The following is a 22,612-nucleotide window of genomic DNA, read 5'->3' as shown; positions in this document are numbered from 1 at the left end:
CATGCCAGACTGTGACCCGATTCGCACACGAACGAAAGTCTGAGCACGATGGTTGATCCACTGAACGAGATCTGGCCTCCGTACGGAGTAACGATCACGTGTGGGCCCGTCACCTTGACCCCTGTGCGCGACGACCATTTCCCCGAACTCGATGCGCTGGTTCGAGCCGGCATTCACCCTGCCGAACAGATGCCTTTTCTTGTCCCCTGGACTGTGGGCACGCCGGACGAAGTGTCGCGAAGGTTCATCCAATATCACTGGTCGGTCCGCGGAGCGATGAGCGTCGCCGACTGGAAATTCGAAACAGCCATCGTTGTCGACGGGGAAATCGTAGGTTGTCAGGCGTTTGCCGCGACGGACTTCCCCAACAGTCGTACCGGTGAAACCGGCTCGTGGATCGGGCGTGAGTTCCAAGGCCGGGGTATCGGTACTCTCGCCCGACAGGCTATCTGCGCATTCGCATTCGACTCTTTGGGCGCACGCAGCGTCGCGTCGTCGGCGTTCACCGACAACCCCGCCTCGATCACGGTGTCGACCAAAGTCGGGTACCGCGCAGACGGCACGATAGAGGAGTTGGCTGCCGACGGCCGAATGACCGTGCGTCGTCTCTTCACCCTCAGTCGCGAAGACTTTGTCGCACCGCCGTATCCCGTCGAAGTGACAGGCGTGCACGAGCTCAAGCAGATGCTCGGCATCGACTGAGCGAGCTACCCGCGCACAGCGACAACTTTTGTCGAGGCCCCCGGTTCCGACCTTCTGGTGCCTGCAAAGCTCCCGGGCAGTCGACCCACAAGATCGGGCTCACCAGCACCGCAGACGTGAACGTCGAAGTCGGATCGCTGACAGCGATCGCGTATCAACAGAACGGCCGGTAGGTCACCCACTCACCGCCACGCAAACGCTCACCTGCAGGCTGCACGAAAGTCCCTGTTCTCCTTGTCGGAGAACAGGGACTTTCTTCACCGCGGGGGAAGGTCGCTGCGACGTGTCAGCTCAGGCCGAAGAGCGCGCCGATGATGGTCCGAGCAGCCTCGAAAAGCGCGTCGACGGACGGGACACCGATTTCAGAGCTGATGGAAAAAAGGGAACCCAACATACGATCCTCCGGAGATAGTTTCTGAATGGCTTACTGCCACAAGGAAAATGCTACGGGTTCTACTTGCGGAACGGAAGGATGGAGGACCCCGGGTGTGACAACTCCGGACCAAAGTCCCGGCGCCGCAGATCTACTGCACCCCAGTATGATTGCGCTCCCCCGCTTCGGATTCGACGCTTCGGCGATTGTCGACGAGAACTTTCGCGACGCTCGCCAAAACGTCCATACTCGACATTTCCGAGTGAGAGCAGTCGACCAGATACGTTCGCAACGGGCCCACCAATTCGGACCACTTTTCAACCAGGTGACGATGTTCAGGCAGATCATGCTGCGCCACAAAGAGTTCCACTGGCCCCGAAAATGGCCTCGGCCGGTGATCCCGGACGATTCGCGAGAGTTTTTCCACCCGGCCCACTACCGATTCGAGAACCGTATCGGTGAGGAAATCCATACCGGTCTGCCTTCGGATCTCTGCTGCGACTTCCACGAAAGTCACTGCTGCAGTCGCCGTTTCAACCTCAGTCAGCCCGATCTGCGCGAACAGTTCGGAAGGCTCCGGGGCTGCTTGTACCGACGGCATCATCTCCGGCAGCAGTGCGTCGAGCATGGCAACCGAACCGACCAGGTCGCAGGCCTCTTCGAGCTGGCTCGCCATCTCGAGCGCGATCGTTCCGCCGGCAGACCACCCCAGCAGATGGTATTCACCCGACGGTTGCACCATCCGTACGGCATCGACATACCCCGACGCCAACTCCGCCACCGTGCCCGGTAGCTCACCTGCTCCCGTTGCCTGAATGCCGTACACCCGTCGACCTTCGAGCCGACCGACGAGTCCGGCGTAGCACCAGGCAATTCCACTGACCGGATGCACGCAGAACAACGGCGGCCGTACGTCGTCAGGATTGCCGCCCAACATGACGATCGTGTCCAGCGGGTCCGAACGAGACGAATCACCCTCCAAGATATCGGCATGATCGAGATCCAACCGAGAGGCAAGCTCGGCCACAGTTCGATCGGTGAAAATCCATTGAACAGGGAATTCCCTGTTCAGGGCCTCACGCACTCGCGAAGCCACCTGAACGGCTCCCATGGACGTACCGCCGAGTTCGAAGAAGTCGTCATGACGGCCCACCGATACCGCGCCTGTGACACTCTCGAATGCCTGTGCCACTTGATATTCGGTGGCCGAGACGGGTCGATCCGCACTCGACCCTACCTGCGGTGCAGGAGCAGGAAGAGCCGCGATGTCGATTTTCCCCGATGCGAGCAACGGGACCCGGTCCACCACCGTTATCGAGGAAGGCAGCAGGTGTTTCGGCAGCGAGCCGGAGACAAAATCGCGCAGCTCCCTTTCCGTCACAGAATTGTTCTCTGCCAGAGTTACATACGACCGAAGCTCAGCGGGCCCGCGCCCGTCGTCGGTGACAACGGTAACCGAGAAGGTCACTGCTCCATGGCTTGACAGAGCCGCGTCGACCTCCGCCGGTTCCACGCGAACACCCCGGACCTTCACCTGTGCGTCGTTGCGGCCCAGATACTCGAGCGCTCGGTCGTGACGCCGACGACGAACGAGGTCACCCGTGCGATACATCCGAGTCCCCACCGCCGCGGGATTTGTGACAAAGGGATTGGCCACGAAACGATCAGCGGTCAAACCTGGGGATGCGACATACCCCCGCGCCAAATTCTCACCGGAGAGGAAGAGTTCTCCCGTCACGCCATCCGGAACCGGACGTAACCTTTGGTCGAGAACAAGTGCCGTCGTACCAGGTACCGGAGTGCCGACAGTGACGTCTCCATCGATGATCGGGTGCGAAATCGATGCCGCGACCGTTGATTCGGTCGGTCCGTACCCGTTGACGATGTGATGTCGGCTCGACCAGGCCGACGCAAGGCGGGCAGAGAGCGGCTCACCCATCGATTCGACGATCAACGGTTGCACTGCATCCGGATCGACTGTCGCCAGGACGGTCGGCGTCACGATCAAATGCGTGACGTCGGCAGTCACCAGCAGACTCGTGAGTTCCTCTCCCCCGTAGACGAAGTCGGGAGCCAGAACCAATGTTCCACACCCCGCAGCCGCCAGAAGAATCTCTATCACCGATGCATCGAAGGTCGACGACGCCAATTGCAGGACTCGGGGGCCGCGATCGAGCTGGGCGATCTCGGCGTGGGCGGTGTAGACATTCATGATTCCGCGATGTGAAACCTCGACGCCCTTGGGTCTTCCCGTCGAACCCGACGTGTAGATGACATAGGCCAGGTTGTCGGGACGAGCCGGCGTTGCCGATACCTCGGTAGCCTTACTCGCAGTGCGTGATTCATCCATCGACAACCACTCGACACAATCGGGCAAACTCTCGGCTGCACCTTCTGCTGTCAAACCGACAACCGAACCGCACTCCTCGACCATCGTCTGCCGGCGCACTGTCGGCAGCGCCGGATCGAGCGACAGCCACGCTGCGCCTGCCCGCGCCACTGCCCACAACGCAACGATCCACAGATGTCCGCGACCGAGCGCAACGGCGACGACATCGTCAGGCCCGATTCCCCGGCCCACCAACTCGCGCATCCAGTGCGACGACGCCTCGTGCAGGTCGCGGTAAGTCCAGAGTCGGCCGTTCTCTTCCAGCGCTACTGCGTCGGGTGCCTGACGCAGAGCACGTTCGAAAATGTCGGCAATCGTCAAGGGATCGACGTTGCGGGGATTCGCAACGGTCAACGCCGAGCGTTCGAATCCGGACAACAATTCGATCTCCCCGACCACTATCTCGGGTTCGGCTGTCACCGATTCGGCGATACGTGTCACCCGCTGCATGAACAGTTCCGCGGTCGACTTCCGGAACTTGTCCGTGGCGTACAACAATCGAATGGTCAGACTGTCACCGGCGTCGACCAGATCCCACGTCAAGTCGTAGCCCGTCGATGCCCCAGCGATGTCGAGGTCGAAGACAGATACCCCGTCGATCTGCGGCAACTCGAGCGCTCGTCGATATGCCAGCATGACCGTGAACAGTGGATGCTCGTTCATCCTGCGCGGTGGATCGACTTTTGCGACTACATCGTCGAACGAAACGTCCGCGTTCGCCATCGCTTCCAGATCGACGCGGCGAACCTCGTCCAAGACTGCCGTGAAGTGGTCGGCGGAGTTGATCCTCGTGCGCAACGCGACGGTGCCCACCATCATGCCGGCGACATTCAGAAGCGCCGGATCGTTGCGCAGACTCACCGCTGCTCCCACAACGACATCATCCGTGACGCACTCACGAGCGAGCAGCACGGCAATCACGCTGTGGACGACCATAAATACCGTGACGCCGTGCGAGCGGGCCAACGCCGACAACGCGTCGTAGGTGGTGCCGTCGAGGACTTCCGTCACCATTTCGTCGGATCGTGAGGACAGCGGACTCCGGGGTGTGTCGACGGGTAGAGCCAACACATCCTCGACGCCACGAAGGACGTTCGACCAGTAGTCGAGCTGCCGGTGAGCCACGCTGAGAGAATCCTCGGGATCACCCAAACTCTCTCTCGCCCACAGACTGTAATCGCCGTAGCTGATCCCGTCGGCGGAGCGATCCCATTCTCTTCCAACTGCCCTGGCCTCGAAGGCTGCCGCGAAATCGGCCAGGATCGGGCCCATCGAGGCACCGTCGATTGCGATGTGGTGAACAACGATGACCAGGACAGTCGGTCCTGCAGAGACGACTCCTGCATCCTCGGTGAATACACGCACTCGGAACGGAAGGTCTCGTTCGAGATCGAACTGCACATTCGCGAAGGCTCGAGCGCTCGCACGGATATCGTCGACCTGCACCGGGGTGAGATCGAATGCAACAGAATCTATTTCGACCTGTTGTGGACCGAATTCACCTGGAACCAACACAGTTCGCAGTACGGCGTGGCGATCGACGACGTCACCGAGTGCGCTGCTCAAGACCGACCGATCGATGCCGTCTGCCAGGATTACTGCAAACGTCAGGTTGTACGCGGTCGATTCCGGCTGCAGCTGATTGATCAGCCAGAGTCGCTGTTGAGAGGGCGCCAGCGGCGCGGGCGTCCCGGGATCGCGTCGAGTCAATTCGCGGCGCGTGCCGTCGGATGCGCTCGACGAAAGCCATTGAGACATCGCTCGCGGTGACGGATTGTCGAAGACGGCTCGAACAGGCACGTCCCGGGCGAAGATCGAGGCGAGTCGACCTGCCACCGCGGCCGCGGCCAACGAATCGCCACCCGATTCGAACAGGTTGTGCAGAGCGCCGAAGCTTCCGGACACGTGTTCCGACATGACAGCGGTGACGAGTTCCTCCGAAACCGTCACTGCTGCGTCGGGTACCTGGCTCTCGAACACATGGCGCCGCAACGCGTCTGCGTCCAGCTTTCCGTTCGACGTGAGCGGGATCGACTCCAGCACGACTACTCGGCCGGGCATCAGATATGCAGGCAACATCGCTGCCAACTCGATTGTCAGCTGATCCGACTCCAATGACTCACCAACCGCACATGCCACAGCGATCTCGTCGACGAGGACGACCGCAGCGGCCTCGACGCCGAGGCACCGACGCAGGGCCGATTCGATCTCGGCAGGCTCGACGCGGATTCCTCGCACACTCATCTGGCGATCGGAGCGTCCGACGAATCCGAGCGTGTCATCGGTGCGGCGGTGAACCAGATCACCGGTCCGATAACGGCGGCGCCCACCTGGTGCGGCGACAAACGAACTGGCGGTGCCGGCGGGATCTCCGGCGTAGCCCATCGCCAGCCCGGGTCCGCTGACGTACAACTCACCGATCCCGGCCCACGGCACCGGATGCAGTCGCGTATCCAGTACCTCTGCACCGATTCCGGTGAGCGGAACTCCGATGGTGACCCGATGATCCACCTCGGCGACAGTCGTGACCACGGTGCATTCAGTCGGTCCGTACGCATTGAGCATTCGCGCACGGCGACTCCACGCGCGCGCGGTGGAAGGTGAGAGCACATCGCCACCGACTGCCACTACCTCGAGCGAGTCGAACCGCTCCGGTGCCATGGTGTCGAGTACGGCCGGAGTCGACAACATGTGGGTAACGCCGCGTTCTGCGACAAACTCTTCGAGTGCTCTTCCGCCGAAAGCCTCACGAGGCGCGACCGCCAAGGTAGCCCCGGCGCCGATCGCCAGCATCATCTCGAGGATCGCTGCATCGAACGTCGGTTTGTATCCGTGCAGCACAACCGAGTCCGAAGTCACCCCGTACTTCCGGATTGCGTCGTCGGTCAGAAGGCCCAGTCCTCTGTGGGTGACTGCAACGCCTTTCGGTTCACCGGTCGACCCGGACGTGTGAACGACGTACGCAACTGAATCCGGATACTGCCGGCCGGGAACGACGCTGCGGTCGGAGAGCACTGTGCGTAGCTGCTTCAACCGTGCCGTCGGCAGGTCAGGGTCGATCGGCACGAATGCCGCGCCCGTTTTCGTGATGGCCAACATTCGGACCAGGTAAGCGATAGTTCGCACTGCCGGAATCTCGTATACAGCGCCCGGCCCTGCTCCCCGAGCTACCAGTTCCCAGGCTTGAGCATCCGAGGCAGAGTCGAGTTCGGCATACGTCACCGTGCTCTGTCCGTCGTCGAGAGCAATGTTGTTCGGGAATCGCGCCGCTGTGGAGGCAAAGATCTCGGTGAGTGTCCGAGACGAATCGACCTCGACAGCAGTCCAACTGGGCGCCGCGCCCACCGCGAGATCCGAAACGAGTACTGGCACATCCTCGGCAATCGAGGTGAGCACTCTCGACAGATGTCGAGTAACCGCGTCGGCGCTCGACGGATCGAACGCGCTCGCGGCATAGACGACAGCGCCGGTCAATGATCCGTCGACAGCGGGTGCGAGCGAGACATGCATGGGGAACTTCGTTGTTGCGGTCTCGATTTCACGAGCCTCGATCGTGAGACCGGCCACCTCCACGGCAGGGACCGCAAAATTCTGCAGACCCAGCGCAACCTGGGGAGTTCGTCCACCGAGCAACTCACCAACCAATTCGGCAGGAACAGAACTGTATTCGAACGCTGCCACGTCAGCATCGAAAGCTGTAGCCAACAGAAGATCAATCGGCATGTCCCCGTCGATCCGCAGGCGCAGAGGCACCGTATCCACGAACATTCCAACCACGCCGTCGAGTTGGGGCGTACGCCGTCCGTCGACCGCGGTCGCGATCACGACGTCGGGATTCCCGCTCAGCTTGGCAAGCACCACGGACAGCGCCGCATGAACCACCGCGAACAGCGAGACCTTCAACCGGTTTGCTCGCGCCTGCAGTGCCGAGGTGACGACGGCTGGTATCAAAAAGTTCACTCGCTGCGCCGCGGAAATCGGTCCGTCGTCAGTGTGATCCACCGTCAGCGGAGACACAGACGTCACGCCGTCGAGTGCTCGGCGCCAGAACTCTTCGACGACAGGGGAAACGTCACTCGCTGCCTCCCACGCGGCAAAATCCCCGTACTGGATCGGCAGCGGAGGCCACTGCGGATCCAGTCCGGCTCGGCGCTTGCCGTAAGCGGTCAGGAGGTCGCCGACCACAGTTCGCATCGACACCCCGTCGACTGCGATGTGGTGAAAACTTACCGCCAGAACATGTCTGACCGGCGACAGTTGGAGCAGCATCCAGCGCACCGGCAGGTCTGCGGCCACGTCGAAACCGCGCGAGCCGAACTCTCGCAGCAGCACTTCGACCTCGACGTCGCCGACCAGTCGCGTTTCCACTGCCACCGAAGACGGAGGATCTACGACCTGAACCGGTGGAGTGCCCGGATACCGGGTTCTGAGGACCTCATGCCGGCCGACAAGATCGGTCGCGGCTTGACGCAGCGCGGACACGTCGAGTTCACCGTCGATCTCGATGCAGATCGGCAGGTTGTACGCACCGCTCGCTGTGTTCCGCTGATTGAGTACCCACATCGCACGCTGGTTTCGTGACAGGGGTGTGGGCGTGGGATCGCGGCGCGGTTCCAGTCGGACGACGTCGGTCACCGAGTCGTTCTGCTCGAGCGAATCGAGCCGGGCTGCCAACGCCGCAACCGTCGGATGCTCGAATACGGTCCTCAGCGGAACAACCTGTCCCAGAGAACTACTCAAGAGTGACGTGACCTCCGCGGCGGAGAGCGAGTTGCCCCCGAGCGAGAAGAAGTCTGCGTCACGATCGTCCCCGTCTCCGCCCAGAACGGCGACAAAAGCCGCAGCAACCAGGTGCTCAGTGTCAGTCTCTGGGCCCTCTGTGCGGGAAGCAGCGAGTGCCGGCAACGGTAGACCGGCGAAGTCGACCTTGCCGTTCCGCATCGGAATGTCGCCCTCGATGTCGACGATGACATGCGGAACCATGTACGTCGGAAGAACTTCTGCGACGCCGGCGCGAAGCCGACCCGTGTCAACTCTCTCGGCGCCTGAACTTCTCACGTAGGCGACCAACAGCGGACTTCCACCTTCGGTCGCCCGTACCCCGGCGACGCAGAAATCGACCTTCGCCACAGACTGAATGACTGCCTCGATCTCACCCGGCTCGATCCGGACACCGTTGACCTTCACCTGCGCGTCAGTTCGCCCGAGATAGTGCAGGCGATAGGTATCGCCTTCGGGCTTCTGGGTTGCCGGTTTGGAGATCTCAGGCTTCCACATCACCAGGTCGCCGGTCCGGTACATCCTGGCGCCTGAACTGGTTGCCACGAATCGTTCCGCAGTGCGGGCAGGTTGGCCGGCGTACCCGCGCGCGAGCATTCGACCTGAGAGATACAGTTCTCCGGCAACTCCCGGCGGCACCGGTACGAGTCGATCATCGAGCACCACCGCGTCGACCCCGGCCAGCGGATGTCCGACGGACCCGTCGTAAGCACCGCTCGACAAGTGTTCACTCGAGAGAGGCTCGGTAGCAAGCGAATACATCGTCGACTCAGCGGGTCCGTATCCGTTGATCACTCTGCGTCCGGCGTGCCAACGCTTCGCCAACGCACCGCTGAGCCGCTCGCCTCCGAACATCACCGTTGCAAGGTCCGGCAGCGACGGAGCACCGATCGAGGCGACGACGGTAGGTGTGGCGCAGAGATGCGTAATACGCTCGCGCCTCAACGCTGATGCGAGTCCCGAACCGAACAGTTCGTCGTTCTTCGCCAGGACGAGCGTCGCCCCGGACGTACTCGCGATGAGCACCTCGAGCAACGTCATGTCGAATCCTGGTGCTCCGCGATGGAATACGCGAGAACCTGGTCCAGCCGAGAGCCTACCCGGCAGGTCTTCGGCGATGACGTCGAGCCCACCGTTGGTCACGATTACAGCCTTCGGGGTTCCGCTCGTACCCGAAGTGAAGACTACGTATGCCGCAAGGCTGTCGGAATATTCGCGCGCCGAGTCTGTGACCTTCTCACCACCAGCGTTGCGGCTGCCGATCGTGCCGTCGCCCAGTGTTTCGAGGACATCGCGTAGTCGTGCTTGCGGCTGTTCCGGATCCACCAACGCCGGAGCTGCCCCGACCTTCGCGATTGCCCACAATTGCACGATCGACGCAATGGACCGATCTGCAGTCCAGGCAGCGACCTGGTCGACTCCGATTCCCCGGGCGCGCAACTCGTCGGCTGCGACATTCGACTGGGCATCGAGTTCCCGATAAGTCAGTGCGTTGCCCTCGCCCTTGACCGCCACAGCATCCGGGGCGGATTCGACACCCAAGCGCAGCATCGAGGCAAGCGTCGTACCGGAACGTCGAGATCGACCAGGCCGGTCGGCCGCGCCGTGTGCGGGGACGAGAAGAGCTCGTTCCGCACTGTCCAACAGGTCGATTCCCCCTACGGCGACCGTCGAATCGATCGACACTTGACCCAGGAAGCGCTCGAACCGGCCCGCAAAGCTCGATACCGTCAGATCGTCGAATAGATCAGCGTTGTAGACGAATTCGAGGGCGAGACCGCCGCCGATCCCCGAATCCGCGACGTTGAGCTGCAGATCGAAATTTGCGTGCCTGACATCAGGAGCAATCTGTGTGACGGACAACCCCGGCACGGACCAGGTGGTGGGATGCACTGTTTGGAACGAGAGCGCCACCTGGAACAACGGGTGCCGCGAGCGCGATCGCGGTGGGTCGATCAGATCAACCAGCGATTCGAAAGGCATCTCTGCATGCGCGAACGCCGATACGTCGCGCTGACGAACCTGCTCGACCAACTGGCCGAAGGACTCCGACGGATCGACTTCGGTTCGGAGAACAATCGTGCCGGCAAACATACCGACGAGCTCATCGAGTTCAGGTGCGGTGCGTCCGGACACGACAGTGCCGACAACCACGTCACTGCTGCCGGTGTGCCTCGCCATCAGCGCCGCGAGAGCAGCGTGGACAACCATGAACATGGTCGCGTTGTTCGATCGTGCCACCGCTTGCAGGCCCGTCCGTACGGAACCTGAGATCACCACTCGACAGCTCGACGCGCGAGCGGACGTCGAGCGTGGGCGGTCCAGGGGTAGCGTCACCTGCTCGGGAAGGCCTTCGAGAGCCTGCTTCCAGTAGTTGGATACCGTGTCTGGAATCCCCGATTCTCTCTGCCATGCAGTGTAATCGGAGTACTCGAGCGCGAGCGGCGACCACTGCGGAGCTTGCTGCTCCGCGCGAGCGATGTACGCGGCAGTGAAGTCACGTATCAGCACTTCCAGCGATCGAGCGTCGGCGGCAATGTGATGGACAACGACGGCCAGGACGTGCTCGTCGGGTGAAACCTGGAAAAGGGCCACCCGTACAGGCGGATCCGTGGTGACATCGAAGCCCGAACCCACCAGTTCTGCGACGCGATTCTCGGCGTCCTCGCCCGCGAGCGCCGCGAGCTGAAGCGGCGGACTTGCTTCCCTGACGTCGAGCACCTTCTGAACCGGGCGCTCACCGACAACCGGGTACACGGTCCGTAAGGTGCGATGGCGATCGATCAGGTCACGAATGGCCAGTTCGGCTGCAACTACATCCAATTCACCCGTCAGGCGCAACACGATCGGAATGTTGTAGCCGGCGGACGCTGTATCCAACTGATTCAGAATCCACATTCGGTGTTGCGAAGCTGACAGCTGCACTTCTGTATTGTCCGAACGCGGCGCCAAAGACAGAGGCACCAAGGACACCGGCCCCGTGCCGTTTTGCCCTACACCGATTCTGGCAGCAGCAATTCCCGCCAGCTGATCGACGAATGGGTGCTCGAAGACATCGCGGACGTCGAGGTTGCAGCCCAGGATGGCGTTCAGTCGCGACGAGAGTCGAGTGGCGATCAAGGAATTGGCCCCTTGATCGAAAAAATTCCGAACCGGATCGACATTCGGAACGTCCATCAAATCGCTCAGGATGGCTGCGACTGTCTGCTCGAAGAAGTCTCGTGACTGCCGAGAGGGCTGCGTGAGAGACACCGGGGTCGGCAGCGACGCACGGTCGACCTTGCCGTTGATCGTGACCGGCAATGACGCAAGCGGCATCAAAGCCGACGGCACCATGTACCCGGGCAACAACGAACGGGCAGTCCGCAATACGTCGTCGAGGTCGTGTCCCTTCTCCGGGGTGATGTAACCGACCAATGTCGGCCCGCTGTCGAGTTCTCGCACCACCACCGCGGCCTGCTCCACCGAACTGTGAGCCAGTAGCGCGGTCTCGACCTCGCCCGGTTCGACGCGGTAACCGCGCAGGGCCATCTGACCGTCGGCTCGGCGAACATATTCGAGTCGACCGGCTCGCCAACGGACCAGATCGCCGCTGCGGTACATCCTCGACCCGTCGAATCCCGGTTCAGGCACAAATCGTGAAGACGTCATCCCGGGTTGACCCAAGTAGCCTGCGGCCACCTGTGGACCGGCAACGTACAGTTCGCCGACAGATCCGGGAGGGACAGGCTCGAGCGCGGTGTCCAGTACGTAGCTGCGCAAGCCCGGTAACGGAGATCCGATCGGCGAGGCAGCTCCGTCACCGGCCGGTAGTTCGACACTGGTGACGTGAACGGTGGTTTCGGTGATTCCGAACATGTTGACGCCCCGCACATCCGGGTGCCGACCGAACCAGGCCTCCACGCGCCCCACGTCGAGGCGATCACCGCCGAAAACAATCGACCGGAGCGGAAGCAGCATTTCCTGCGTGACTTCCGCCAACGCATAGAAGGCAGCCGGGGTCTGATTCAGAACGGTCACTTGTTCCCGCACAATCAGATCCACGAATCTTTCGGGTGAGCGCGCGACGTCACCGTCCACGATCACCAGCGATCCGCCAGTGGTCAGCGCACCCCACATCTCCCATACCGAGAAGTCGAATGCGTACGAATGAAACATCGTCCACACATCTTCGGGCCCGAAGTCGAAGATCTCTCGAGTCGAGGCGAGCAGAGCCAACACGTTGCACTGAGATACAACGACGCCTTTGGGGGCTCCGGTTGATCCGGAGGTGTAGATCACGTAAGCGGCGGACTCCAAGGGCGCAACTGGCCAGCATTGCGCCGCGTCAGCCGTCTCTTCGACGGATACGACGGCATGTTCGTACTCACCGAAACGCGGAGCGGAACTGGGCGTCGACAGAATCGCTTTCGGACGCGCATCGGCGAGTACGTATCGGATGCGAGCGTCGGGATACTGCAGGTCGATCGGGACGTACGCGGCGCCCGCCCGAACGACCGCGAGAATCGCAACTACCAGGTCGATCGAGCGAGGGAGGCCGACGGCCACGCGATCCCCCACTCGAATTCCTCGATCGATCAAGGCGGCTGCGAGCGCCTCCGAACGAACGTGCAACTCTGCGTAGGTGACCCGAGAATTTCCACTCGTGACGGCGATTGCGTTCGACCGCTTCGTCGCGACCCCGGCGAACAGGCCAAACAGTGAGTTCGCACCAAGTGCTGGCGCCGGCACGTGCACCCGCAGTTCTTCGCGCTCGGCAACGCTGAGAACATCGATGTCACGCAACATAATTGACGAGTTCTCGGTGACCGAGTCGCACACTCGACGTAGTCGCTCGACCCAACCGCCTACGGTGGCCGCATCGAACAGATCGGCGGCATATCGGAAGGTACCCCAAATGCCGCTCGCACCTCCGTCAACCGTACGATCTTCGCGCACAGTCACTTCGAGATCGAACCGCGGGTGCGCGGGAGGCAACGGAATTCCTCGAGCCGTCATCGTTCCCACGGCGATCTCGGGAACCGAAGCTACCGGATCGACGGCAAGAACCACGTGCAGGAAGGAATTCTTCTCGCCTGCGGCCCCACCGACCGCCCGCTCGACTACCCAGTCGAACGGCACGTCGGCATTGGACAGAGCCGCCACGTCGACGTCGCGTACTCGAGTCAAGAACTCACCGAAGGTGTCTCCATCGAGCAGGAGCGTTCGCAGCGCCACGGTTCCGACGAACATACCGACGGAGCCGTCGAACGACGGGTGTGTACGACCGGACGTCGGGGTTCCGATGACAATATCGGGCGCACCGGTGATCTTGCTCAGCGCGATCGCAAGGCAGGCGTGCAGCACCATGAAGGTCGTGCAGTCGTGTGCTCTGGCAATTTCGTTCAGCGCCGCGTGGACGGGCGAGGACAGTTCGAACGTCACGTCCCCCGCCGACGACGGTTGGTCCGGCCGGCGGGATCTGTCCGCGGGAAGCACGAGAGTCGGATCAACGCCGGCGAGAGCTGTTTCCCAGAATTCCAACTGACGGCCAGCGAGGCTCTGCGGATCCGCAGGATCACCGAGAACGGTTCTGTGCCAAGCGGAATAGTCGCGATAGTCGAGCGAGGGCGAAGGCCAGATCGGCGAATTCCCAGCGGCGCGGGCGTCGTACGCCGCAATGAGGTCCGAGACGATCGTCGCGAACGAAAGACCGTCCAGGGCGATGTGATGGGCGACCACGGTCATGCGATGGTCGGCATCGCCGTCCGAGGTGAGGATCAACCGGAAGGGCAATTCGGTCGCCAGGTCGAACCCGGCCGCAACCAAATCCGCTGACGCAGAGTCGTATTCTTCGGACAGAACCTCGATCAGGGTCACGGACGCCGCAGACGTAGCCTGGATCGGCCACGTGTCGCGGTTCTGGTCGAACGAGAACACCGTGCGCAGGACGGGATGGCGATCGGTCAGGTCAACTACCGACTCCCTCATCGCCGCTGCATCCAGAACACCACTGAACGAGACCTCGAACGCAATGTTGTACGCCGACGACTGCGGATCCAGACGATTGAGCAGCCACAGACGTTGTTGTGCCGGAGCTATTTCCACGGTGACGTCGTCCGAAATGCGCTGGGGTTCCACCACCCACTCCGCCCGACCCTCGCGGATCTTCCGGGCCAGCTGCGCCGGCGTCGGGGCACCGAACACGTCCCTGACACCAATCCTTCTTCCGAAGGCGGAACTCACGCGCGCGGCGACGTACACGGCGTCGAGAGAACTACCGCCCCAGGCGAACAAGTCGGAGTGCGGTCCGAGAACTCCGACGCCGAGGACCTCGGCCATCACCGAGGCAATCAATTCCTCGTCGTACTCGATCGGGCGGCTTACCGCCGAGTGCTGCTCGGTGACAGCGGTCGTCGTCGGTTCAGGGAGCGCTGCACGGTCCGTCTTTCCATGGTTTGTGACGGGCAACGCTGCCAGAATCGTCACCGAACTCGGAAGCATGGAACGCGGAAGTCGGGAAGCCAGATGATCGAGCACCATCGTCTGGCTCAACGGATGAGCTGAGCCTTCGTCCGCGATCACGTACGCCGCAAGCGACCCGGATCGCTCCACCACTGCTGCCTGCGAGACGCCAGGAGTCGACAGGAGCACAGCTTCGATCTCGCCCAGTTCGACGCGTACTCCACGGATCTTCACCTGTTGATCAGTGCGGCCCAAGAACTCGAGTTGACCGGCATCGTTCCACCGCACCACGTCCCCGGTGCGGTACATGCGCGCACCAGCGTCGGCCGCACCTATGGGCGCCGCGACAAAACGCTCCGCCGTCAGCGTCGGCGAAAGGTACCCACGCGCCAGTCCTTGTCCCATCACGTACAGCTCACCCGCGGCGCCGACCGGAGTAGGACGCAACCACGAATCCAACACCACAGCGGCAACGCCGTCGATGGGGCGCCCGATCGGTGTATCACCGCCAGGCACCAGCGGCTCGCTCATGAATGCCGCGACGGTTGCTTCACTAGGGCCGTACGAATTCACGATGTCGACGTGACTCGACCACGCATCGACGAGCGTCCCCGGCGGTCGCTCTCCGCCCACGTTCAATACTCGAAGATCCGGCAGTTCCCGAGGATCCATCGTCAGCGGAACCGATGGTGTCGAGATCAAATGCGTGACACCCTCGAGCCGCACATAGTCTTCGAGATCCACTCCGCCGATCAGTCCGGGAGGAACGACCACGGCAGTCGCACCGCAGCCGTGAGCAAGCAGAATCTCGAGGATCGCCACGTCGAACGACGTGGATGCCAGGAGCGCGACTCGGGAGGAACTATCGATGTTCAGTCGCCGTGCGTGAGAACGCAGCAACGGCAAAATGCCACGGTGGCTGACCGCGACGCCCTTCGGCCGTCCGCTCGACCCCGAGGTGTAGACCACGTAGGCGGTATCGTCCAGGGACACGTCGGCGATAGAGGAACCGGCCTCCGAACCTCGATCGATCGGCCCATCGACAGTTTCGTCGCCCCTGGGACTGACGACGCAGACCCAAGCCGGCACGCCTGCCGGATCGTCACCGACCACAACGGACACGTTGGCATCGTCGAGAATGAAAGCGACACGCTCGGAGGGCGTTTGAGGATCCACGAAAAGAAGAGCCGCACCGGCCCGCGCCACTGCATGAAATGCAACTACGGAATCGGTCGACCGCGGGGCGAGGATCCCGACGACGTCACCTCGGACGACGCCGTTCTCTACGAGCAAGGCGCACAGTGCATCCGCGCGAGCGCCGAGTTGGTCGTAGGTGACGTCCACACCTTGGTCACGGATCGCGACGGCACTCCCCCGCCCTGCCCCGTCTCTGATGACCGAATCGAGCGTCGCGAATCCGTCCGTCCGCGCACCCAGCGCGGGGACCAGATCATTCAGTTCGTCCGCCGAGAGGACAAGGAGGTCACCGAGCCCCCTGGTGGCCGAGTCGAGGAATCCCTCGAGTAGCCGAACGAACTGACGATGGTGCATCGCCAGATCACGTTCGCTGTACAGGCGCGGATTGGCTTCGAAGGACAGGCGAACGTTCTCCCCCGCGATCGACGGATAAATGCTGAAGAACAGATCTTCGGTGGGTCCGGATGTGAGGACGTGAAATTCGCCGACGACGTCACCGAGCCGAATCACTTCGTGAAACATCATGACGTTCACTGCCGGGCCCGCCGAGTCGCGGGATCCGCCCTGATCTCCCTGGAAACCCATGTCCTCGTATCGGAATCGCTGGTGCCGCAATGCGCCGGTCATCTGCACAGAGATCTGACGCACCAACTCTTGTGGCGACAGATCCCGATCAAGTTGCGCACGAACAGGCACGATGTTGGACAGCATTCCGCCCGAACGTCTCGACCTTGCCGTGGTGCGGCCGGACACCGGCAGGCTGAGGACGACGTCGTCGGAATCAGTCATCCGACCGAGATAGGACGCGAATGCACCGACGAGGATCGCCACCTCGGACGTAGCCCACTCCGTCGAGACATCCGAAAGCTGTTTTGCAAGAGTTGGATTCAACGTCTGCACCATCATGCGCTGCGGCATGGACGTCAGCCCGGCGCCGTCGGCGAGGCGAACCGGGCGAGGCAGGCCCTCGGACACCTCCGTCCAGTACTGCTCGTCCGATCGATACCGCGCCGAGGATCGGTAGTCGACATCGAGGTCGTGCAGCGCACGTACCCCCGCACCACCGAAAGGAGTCAGCTTCTTGCCGTGAACAAGATGCGAATAGCGCTCGGCCACTCGCGTGGTGAGTGTCATCGCCGCATACCCGTCGAGCACGAGGTGATGGGCATGCGAATACCAGAAATAGTGATTGTCTGCCAGGTGTAGCAAGGTCGCCGAGATCAAGCGATCCGATATCACGTCAAGTGGCCGTGAGTATTCCGCTGTCATCCACTCGTTCGCGCGCTGAACTGGATCGTCATCGCCGCGGAGGTCGAGGTATTCGAGATCGTCGACGATGGAGTGATCGACGACCTGAAGCGGCTCGGCATCAGTAGCGACGAGGCGAACGAACGCCGACTCCACTTCATGACATGCCGTGTTCGTTGCCTCGATCAGCGCGTCGACGTCAACCGGTCCTCGTAGTTCCACGTACTGAGCCACCACGAACGGAGTTGACGGACTCAGTTGCTGCGCGAACCACAGCGCGAGCTGAGCCCGAGACAACGGAAAAGCACTCAACCCGTCACCTCACATTTCACCAGCCTTGTTATTCACGAACATTCGGTGGCTGATCACGTGAATCCATGGGAGCGAACACCACGAACGGCCGAACCGAACCCTACTGTCTCGTCTAAGTTTTCACCACCGGGCCAACACTGCTAGACATGTCGACGCAGCTTTCACGCACTCAAACGTCAGGAGCTTCAGCGGATGAACAACGACACGGTGGGACCAAAGTCCGACGACGATTCCGGGGCTGAACCGATCGACTCCGACAACATCCCGCCGAGCGGTCCGGAGCGCGAATCCAAGGGGTCGGCTGCATTTCTCCGAAGCCACCGAACTGCAGTCGCGATCACGGCATCGACACTGGTCGTGGGCGGTTTTGTGGCCTGGCTCGGGTACACGGCATACGAGGCGCAGGGCAACCTGGAAGCGGCTCGCGACCATGCACAATCGGCAAAGAGTGCACTCCTTGCCGGGGATACGGGGGTCGCAGAGTCCGCCGCGGCGGAAGCCGATCTCGCGGCGTCGACCGCCTATGACAACACCCATTCGCTTCCCTGGAACATCGCCGCCGCTGTTCCGGTCATCGGGTCGCCCTTCGACTCGACGCGCCAGATGACCGAGGTCGTTCAGGGCCTCACGCGTGACGTTCTCGGTCCTGCTGTCACTGTCGGAACTTCACTCGCACCAACGGAATTGGTGCAGCCCGGCGGACGCTTGGCACTCGCACCGTTACGCGAAGCAGAACCGAAACTGGCCGAAACAGCTATCGCCGCGGAATTGCTGTCGTCGCAGGCACAGGAAGTTCCCGAATCGAAGTACCTGGGCCGAGTTAACGATGCCCGAGCAGAATTGCAGTCGCAGACAAGCGAACTGGCTACCCTGTTGACGAACACCGCCACAGCGGCTCGCATCGCACCGGCGATGCTCGGCACCGACGGACCGCGCAATTACTTCATCGGTTTCCAGACCAATGCGGAAGCCCGCGGAACCGGTGGCCTCTTGGGCGGATACGGCATCGTCCGAGTCGGCGACGGCGCCGCTAGGGTGGACACACTCTCCCCCAACTCCGAACTAACACTGGACAATCAACCGATAGACCTTGGTCCTGACTTCAACCAGCTGTACGGAACAAGTCGCCCGACCACCGATTCTCGCAACAGCAACCTAAGCTCACACTTTCCCTACGCGGCACAGATCTGGCAGTCCCTGTGGTCACAGGAGTCCGGGGGTGAGATGGTCGACGGTGCGATAGCGACCGATCCGATAGCCCTGAGTTACATTCTGAAAGCGGTAGGGCCGATCAAGATGCCCGACGGGGAGTCGGTGACGGCCGACAACGTCGTGGAACTGACCGAGTCGACCGCGTATGCACGCTTCCCTTCCGACAACAAGGCACGAAAGCAGTATCTGCAGACGATCGCGGCCCGCGTCGTCGAGAAGATGACCGGGAACATCAAGTCCCCGAGCGCACTGCTGGAAGCACTGGGCAAGGGCGTCAGCGAGGGCAGAATCGCGGTGTGGAGCTCGCACCCCGACGAACAATCGGTGCTCGCCGACACGGTCCTCGGTCATACCATCCCCGGAGATTCGGCGCCGTATGCCGGTGTGGTGATCAACAACCAAGCCGGCAACAAGCTCGACTACTACCTCACAAGAGAAATCGACTACACAGCGCAGACGTGCACCGGCGACACCCGAAAGACAACGGTCACCGTTCGACTGACAAACAACGCACCCGACGCCGACCTGACCGAATACGTCAGCGGGATCGTCGACAACCCCGGACGACTGCCCAAGGGCACCAACGTGGCCGCAGTCACCCTGCTGGCAACGACCGGAGCAAAACTCGACGCGGTCTCGGTGGGCGGGCAGATTTCGTTTGCCGTCAACGGATCAGAGCAGGGTCACCCGGCCTACATGACGAGGGCCGTCATTCCGCGAGGACAGACTGTTGAACTGAAGTTCGATCTGACCGAGCCCACAGCCGAGGGCGAGGCGCGCGTACCGGTCCAGCCGCTGGTCGACGAACCGAGGATCACGGTCGACGTGCCTACCTGCTGAACGTGATAGGCAAACGTCTATCGCTCCCCTTCCGAGCGGACGTTTGCCGATCAGCGTCTTTCGGCAGCCCTCGATGAACTTTCAACAGATTTGAAACTTTGGCTTAGGCTAGCCTATGCTTCCTGACGCGCCTGGAACCGGCCGTCGGCTGCGATCCGTCGGAGTCTCACTCCTCGGCGCATCGACAACGGAAGGTTCCTCATGCGATACGCCCGTGTGCGCTCACTTCGCCGAACTGTGGCGCTGAGTGGATTGGTCATTGCCGCCCTAGTGGTCGGTGGATGCAGCAACAACAACGCTGAAACCGAATCAGGCAACAGCGACTTCGACACCGTCACCATCGAAAGTGCACTCGGAAACGCCGTCATCACGGAAAAGCCCGAGCGAATCGTGACCCTCGGCATGGGATCGGCTGAGACTGTGATCGCGCTCGGCACAATCCCGGTCGGCGTCGAAAAGTACTCATGGGGCAGCGACGACACCGGATATCTGCCGTGGGTCCACGAAGCGGTCACGAAGCAAGGTGGCGAATTGCCCGAGCAGTTCACCGGCGGAACGGACCTCAACATCGAAGCGATCATCGCTCTCGAACCAGACCTGATCCTCGCGCCCTGGTCCGGCATCACTCAGCAGCAGTTCGACTCACTCAACGCATTCGCGCCGACCGTCGCCTACGCAGAGAGTCCGTGGACCATCACGTGGGAAGAGCAGATCAACGTCATCGGCAAAGCCATGGGTGAATCCGAGAAGGCAACGGCCGAAATCGACAAGATCAAGTCGCAGTTCGCGGAATCGACTGCAGCACATCCGAACTACGCCGACGTCAGCTTCTCCTTCATCTACAACACGGGCCCGGGAACGCTCGGCGTCTTCTTCGCCGAAGAGCAGCGTGTGGCCATGGTCCGCGCACTCGGCTTGCAGGTGGATCCCGTCGTCTACACCTTGACGGAATCGGAAGGAACAGACTCAGCCGTCATTGGCCTGGAGAACGCAAACCTCCTCGACAAGTCCGACCTGCTCTTCACCTTCTACTCGGACCCGGCCAATCGGGCCGAGATCGAAGCGCAGCCCGCGTACCAGGCCATCCCCGCCGTGGCTCGGGGAACTGTGATCGCTCCGACCGAACAGCCCTTCGTCACGGGTTCCTCGATGATCAACCCGCTCACCGTGCCCTGGTCGCTCGAGCGTTACGTACCGATGATCGACGAGGCAATCGCGAAGCTGAACAAGTGATGTAGATACGCACCGTGCGATCGAGAAGCCCGCGTCCTATTCGGATGCGGGCTTCTTGCCGTCACGTTCGCTCTTGAATCGCATCCACTCACTGCTCAGCATGCGATTGTCGATGATCCACCCCATGTAATCGCGCATGTTGAGCACACGAATGTACGCGGGACCGTTGGGGTTTGCGTATTGCAGCGCCTCGGTCGCAAGCTTGCGTTGATTCTCGAGATACACGTGCTCTGTTTCGAGGAATCCGCCCCACACGTCGGAATCCATGACGTAGTAGTGAGTCCGATCCCGAGGCTTGCGTGTGCGTTTGACGAAGCCCCGGTCGATCAACCGGCGAATGTAGGTGGACACCGATCCGCGACTTGCTCCGAGTGCCTGCGCCAACTCTTCGGCACTGACCCCTGGCGACTCGCTGATCAACAGATAGCCCGCAATCCGACCTTCGATACGAGCCCCACCACCGGACTGCCAGTACACGGAGAACTGGTCGATGAACCAGGTGGAGAAATCGTCACCGCGAGCAGGGCTGGCATCGCCCATTCGTTGAGCCTCCGACGTCACTGAGTACGAACAAAACCGGTCCGAACAAACTGGGTCCGAACTATCCGCCACTATTGTGCCAGCACCACACTCACTGAACCGAAAGCATCAGTCCTGGAGTGGTTGCGATGAACTCGAGTTGTTCGGTCGTCAAGGGTGGCGCTGTAGTGGAGCCAGCCGATTTCACGAACTGGGTCACCACGACGGTTTCGCCGGAGGGGTGGACAACACGGACCGTGTTGTCGCCCGAGCCATAAGGATCGACCAGGCGAGTCACGGCGGTGGAGCCCGGCAACGTGAGTGTCTCACCCGGTTCCGGCACAGCGGTACCAACCGATATTTCGACATCGCTGCTGCCGTCCGCTGTCGAAGCGACGATTCGCTCGCACACTCCTCCCTGTCCGTAATCATCTGGAACCAACGAACCGAGTGGGCGTTCCAAGGTGACGCCTGCCGCGCCGAGATCTTTCCAACGTGCATCGAGCAACTGATTCAGTCGGTCGACATCCATGCGCGTCGCAGGTGGACCGGCATTCACAGAATCGGTGTAGCACGATGCCATCGGCGGCGGCGTCGAGTCTGGAACCGGCGCAGTCACCGCAAGCCCCGGCGCGGTTGCGAGCCCGATCAGTTCGTCCATCGTCAAAAGCGGACCAGTATCCGTCGAAGTCTCCGTCGACGTGTCGATGCTGGCAACAACCCGGGATCCGTCGCCGAGATACGCGACGACACCTCGCTTGGCCCCGGCATCCGACGCGACTTCGTCCTCGAAATCGGCAATGTCCAGCACTGTTCCGTTCGCGAGATGCTCCCGCCGATCCACAAGACCCTCCAAGCACGGCGGCACCGGCTGATCCCATGCACGAACGTGAACCGAGACATCGGCCGTCTGCCCGCCGCGACTTACCGCCCCGCTTGCCCTCGTCGAACCGCTGAACTCGATCGGGTCGACCCCGTCAGGAAACGATGCACCCCGGAAATTCTGGATCGGCGCAAACTCGAACGATTTCGACGGACTCGCAAATACAACCTCGACAGCTGAAGGCAACGATTGGAGTAACGCGTCGCTCATGGCGGTGGCCTTCGGCCCCGAGAACCACGGATAGTCCGGATCGTCATAGCCAGGCTCGCCCGCGGAACCGTAGTTGAATCGTACCGGCGGACCCGGCGATTCAACCGAATCGCAGCCAGGAATCGACGTGCCTGTGTCCTCGTTCGTCACCGCCGCGACAACAGTTCCCAATGCGACGATCGAGACGATCACCAGCCCGTCGCGCCAGGTCCATTGCTCGCGACGACGGTTCGACTCGTGTGCGGTGTGCCCAGACATTTCTCGATCATTG

6 protein-coding genes are annotated in these 22,612 nt (G+C 61.8%); 3 read left to right on the top strand and 3 right to left on the bottom strand.

Going from position 1 to position 22,612, the window contains the following annotated elements; all coding sequences use genetic code 11:
• Positions 1-48: 48 nt before the first annotated feature.
• Positions 49-702 carry a GNAT family N-acetyltransferase gene (locus tag ACWF6P_RS26305; RefSeq protein WP_378547899.1) on the top strand — a complete coding sequence of 218 codons (654 nt, stop codon included), beginning with the start codon at positions 49-51 and terminating at the stop codon, positions 700-702.
• Between the two features lie 524 nt (positions 703-1,226).
• On the opposite strand, the gene ACWF6P_RS26300 is transcribed toward ACWF6P_RS26305, so the two are convergent.
• Entirely contained in the window at positions 1,227-17,444 is a 16,218-nt protein-coding gene (locus tag ACWF6P_RS26300; protein ID WP_452623042.1) for an amino acid adenylation domain-containing protein, read from the bottom strand.
• 192 nt (positions 17,445-17,636) lie between these two features.
• On the opposite strand from ACWF6P_RS26300, the gene ACWF6P_RS26295 reads away from it, so the two are divergent.
• On the top strand, positions 17,637-19,496 hold the full coding sequence (locus ACWF6P_RS26295; protein WP_452623041.1) for a DUF4012 domain-containing protein: 1,860 nt from the start codon (positions 17,637-17,639) through the stop codon (positions 19,494-19,496).
• Between the two features lie 201 nt (positions 19,497-19,697).
• On the top strand, positions 19,698-20,729 hold the full coding sequence (locus ACWF6P_RS26290; protein ID WP_452623040.1) for an iron-siderophore ABC transporter substrate-binding protein: 1,032 nt from the start codon (positions 19,698-19,700) through the stop codon (positions 20,727-20,729).
• Positions 20,730-20,765: 36 nt separating this feature from the next.
• Here the strand turns inward: ACWF6P_RS26290 and ACWF6P_RS26285 are convergent, their stop codons facing one another.
• Together ACWF6P_RS26285 and ACWF6P_RS26280 are read right to left on the bottom strand one after the other, a co-directional pair.
• Positions 20,766-21,269: a GbsR/MarR family transcriptional regulator gene (locus ACWF6P_RS26285; protein ID WP_317826419.1), complete on the bottom strand. Its 504-nt coding sequence runs from the start codon at positions 21,267-21,269 to the stop codon at positions 20,766-20,768.
• Positions 21,270-21,360: 91 nt separating this feature from the next.
• Positions 21,361-22,599 (bottom strand): hypothetical protein, encoded by a 1,239-nt coding sequence (locus tag ACWF6P_RS26280; protein WP_452623039.1) that lies wholly within the window; start codon positions 22,597-22,599, stop codon positions 21,361-21,363.
• Between the last annotated feature and the right edge of the window lie 13 nt (positions 22,600-22,612).

The sequence above is a fragment of the Rhodococcus sp. NPDC055024 genome (assembly GCF_053608585.1).
Note: the sequence above shows the minus strand (reverse complement) of the source record. Positions and strands in the feature narration are given on the sequence as shown.